This window comes from Kitasatospora phosalacinea (assembly GCF_000717185.1).
Classification (GTDB): Bacteria; Actinomycetota; Actinomycetes; order Streptomycetales; family Streptomycetaceae; genus Kitasatospora; species Kitasatospora phosalacinea_A.
The window spans coordinates 1-3606 of sequence record NZ_JNYE01000198.1; the positions used below are offsets into that span (position 1 = coordinate 1).

Annotated in this window: 2 protein-coding genes and 1 pseudogene; all 3 read right to left on the reverse strand. The window is 67.3% G+C overall.

Features of this window, described 5'->3' with window-relative positions; genetic code table 11:
• Positions 1-352: 352 nt before the first annotated feature.
• Positions 353-1221 (reverse strand): IS5 family transposase gene (locus OO57_RS41950; RefSeq protein WP_234337709.1). Its coding sequence is split into 2 segments (ribosomal slippage): positions 353-873 and positions 873-1221, totalling 870 coding nucleotides; the frame shifts between segments, so codons are not numbered across the junction.
• Between the two features lie 221 nt (positions 1222-1442).
• Positions 1443-1637 (reverse strand): annotated as a pseudogene (locus OO57_RS47535) (transposase); the annotation flags it as partial.
• Positions 1638-1722: 85 nt separating this feature from the next.
• Positions 1723-3606: FG-GAP-like repeat-containing protein (locus OO57_RS40220; protein WP_199811405.1), on the reverse strand; the 1884-nt coding region annotated here is incomplete at its 5' end.

Genomic DNA, 3606 nt, shown 5'->3' on the forward strand with positions numbered 1-3606 from the left:
GGTCATCTGGCACAAGATCATCCGGCATATGCAGCACTCTGCCGCCTCGCCCCTCAACTGCCAAGCCCTCGGTCAAACTCATTTTGAAATGACCAGTAAGAGGAGCTAACACAAAGACAGGTGCACGGTCTGGTGGTGCTGCCTACGATCGGTGGGTGGATCGACGCGTTCCCTCTGGACTGAGCTCCGTGGACAGCTACGCCCTGCGTTGCTTCCAAGGAGGCGCCGCTGAGCACGTTCGGAGCATCCGGCTCCACCCGGTGCATCCTGACGAGAACCTTGCGGTGTACGTAGGGCGGATCGAGGCGGCTGGCTGGCACCTTGCGGAGCAAAGCTTCGGTGTCGATGGGTCCTACCGACGTTGCGAGATGCGCTTCGTTCGACTGGCTGAGTGATCAAGGGGCGGTTCGGAGCCCGAGGCTCTCAGCACGCGGCGGTAGGTGATGATGCAGCAGGCCAGCTTGAGGAAGGCCTCGTGGATGTCATCACGGATGTCCCAGCGGATCCGTAATCGGCGGAAGCCGTGGATCCAGGCGTTCGTCCGCTCGACCACCCATCGGACGGCACCGAGTCCAGAGCCGTGCGGGACGCCCCTGCGGGCGATCACCGGTTTGATCCCGCGCTTCCACAGCAGTCTTCGGTACTTGTCGTAGTCGTAGCCTCGGTCGGCATAGAGCCGGTCGGGGCGGTTGCGTGGCCGCCCTCGCCTGCCGCGGAGGCGCGGGATGGCGTCCACCAGGGGCAGTAGCTGAGTGACGTCGTGGCGGTTGCCGCCGGTCAGCGCGATGGCCAGCGGAGTGCCGTGCCCGTCGGTGATCACGTGGTGCTTCGAGCCGGGTCGGGCGCGGTCGACCGGGCTCGGTCCCGTTTTGGGCCGCCCCGACGGGCCTGGTGGTGCGAGCCGTCGATCACCGCCCGCGACCAGTCCAGGTCACCGGCCCGGTGCAGCTCGGTCAGCAGCACCTGGTGCAGCCGGTTCCAAACCCTGGCCGCGTTCCAGTCCCGCAGCCGGCGCCAACACGTCATGCCCGAGCCGAAGCCGAGCTCCTGCGGCAGCCACTCCCACTGGATCCCTGTGTGCAGCACGAACAAGATCCCCTGCAGGCACTTGCGGTCGTCCAACGGCAACCGCCCAGGGAACCGCCGACGCCGTTCACGTACCGGAAGCAGTGGCTCGATCCGCCTCCATAGGTCATCCGCCACCAGCCACGGCGGCCCCATCCCCTTCCCCATGCCATGACCAACGAACAACCAGAGCACGGGACATGGCCGCCGGCCCTCTTTGTGTTAGCTCCTCTAAGGGCCCGGACGTGCGACCCGTCCACGGAGCAGTCGTCCAGGTCCAGCAGGCTGGCGCGGCGCAGTTCGGCCAGCAGGGCGGCGTGCAGCCGTGGCCAGACGCCTGCCTCGGTCCAGTCCCGCAGCCGGCGCCAGGCGGTCACTCCTGAGCAGCCCACGGTCTCCGCCGGGACGTCCCGCCAGGCGACACCGGTCCGCAGCACGAACAGAACGCCGGCGAGTGCTGTTCGGTCAGGAACACGAAGCCGCCCGGGATGCTGGTGGCGTCGTTCGGGAGCGGGTGGCAGCAACGGGGCCACCCGCTCCCACAGGTCATCCGGAACAAGATCGGCACGCATTCGGACACCCTGCCGACCAAGATCGTCGAACACAAGACCCGTGGCTCAACTCATTCTGAAAAGATCAGTAAGCACCGTTGCAGTATTAGGCGGTGCCGCGGATCTGGCCCCAGTCGGTCCAGCCGGGGGTGGCGAAGTCGTCGCCTCCGTTGGTGAGCCATGCGTTGGTGGTGCCGTTGATGAGTAGGTAGTCGGCGCGGCCGTCGGCGTCGATGTCGGTGAAGTCGACCTGGCTCTGGGTGGTGGTGTGGCCGGTGGAGACGACGGGGCGCAGGACCCAGCCGTTGCCGGTGTCGCCGCCGTGGTTGATGTAGGTGGTGATGCTGCCGTCGGTGTTGACGATGGTGTAGTCGGCCCTGCCGTCGCCGTCCAGGTCGGTCCAGCGGATGCGCGTGCGGTCGCTGGTGACGCCGACTGCGACTTGGCCGATGTCCTGCCACCCGCCGTGGCCGTCGCCGCCCTTGTTGAGGAAGACTCCTACTGCGCCGCTGGGCTGGGTGATGATGTAGTCGGTCTTGCCGTCGCCGTCGAAGTCGGCGAAGCGGACTTGGTCGGGGTTGCTGGTGGCGCCGGTGGTGATCTGCCCGTAGTAGATCCAGCCGCCGTGGCCGTCGCCGCCTGTGTTCAGCCAGGCGTTGACCGCGCCGCCGTTGAAGACGAGGTAGTCGGCCTTGCCGTCGCCGTCCCAGTCCGCGAAGCGGACCTTGGTCCAGTCGGTGGTGGTGCCGGTGGTGACCTGGCCGATGTCCTGCCAGCCGCCGTGGCCGTCGCCGCCGGCGTTCAGCTTGATGCTGACGGCGCCGTTGTCGGCGATGGTGATCGCGTCGGCCTTGCCGTCGCCGTTGAAGTCGGCGTAGCGGAGTTTGCCGGTGCCGCCTGCCTCGTCGACGGCGGCGTTGTTGTGCCAGGCGCGGCCGTAGGTGCCGGAGTTCCAGATCGGGGTGCCGTCGGCCTGGTAGATGACGAGGTTGCCGTCGGGCTGGAAGAACATGACGTCACCCGGCGCGTTGTTGGTGGAGGTACCCCACAGTGCGGTGCCGGTGGTGTGGGCGGCCTGCGGGTAGGCGACGAGGTTGCCGTCGGGCTGCAGGGTCATCACGGAGGCGGAGGTGCTCTTGGCGCTGCCGTAGGTCCAGGTGCCGTAGCCGGGGTTGCTGATGGTCAGGATGCCGTTGCGGAAGGACATGTTGGCGCGTCCGGCGGCCCAGGTGGTGCCGCTGGGGTAGTTGGTGTCGTCGCTGGGGAACAGGACGTAGCCGGGGGTCCCGGACAGCAGGGCGACCTGGGTGGGGGTCAGCGCAGTGCCAGCCCAGGTCTGGACGTTGGAGACGGCGCCCTTGTAGAAGGACTGGTGATTGCCGTTTGCCAGCAGGTCGCCGACGCGCAGGCCCTTGGTGAAACCGGTGACCGCGGTGTGGGCGGAGGTGTTGGCAACGATGCCGTTGACGTACAGCGAGATGATGTTGGTGCTCTGGTTGTACGTCGCGGTCAGATGGGTCCACGCACCGAGCTGAACGACCGTGCCGGTACCGGCACAGTCCCACGACGGGGCGCTGGTGTCGGACGTAGCCAGGCAGAAGATCCAGTGCTTGGACGCGGCGTCGGCGTAGAGCTTGAACCCCGCACTCGTGGTGCCGTCCTGCGAGAGCACCGTCCCGTCCACGACATCGGGCTTGGTCCACACCGAAACGGTGAAGCTGCTCGCCACGTTCACCGCCGACGCACTGGTGCTCAGCACACCGCTGGAGGTGCCGTTGAGACGCACGTCGGGGCTGAACAGATCCTTGCTGCTCCAGGTCGCACCTGCCTGGCCGGTCAGGTTCAGGGTGCCGGCGCGGTCAGCGGCGGTGGTGGCCTGCGCGCCCTCAGTGGTGTTGTCGTTCAGCGGCCAGGTGTGGGTCGGGGAGAACAGGTTCTGCGTGGGCTGGCCGCTGATCGTGGTGCCGTTGAAGAGGTTCGCGGTGGCCGC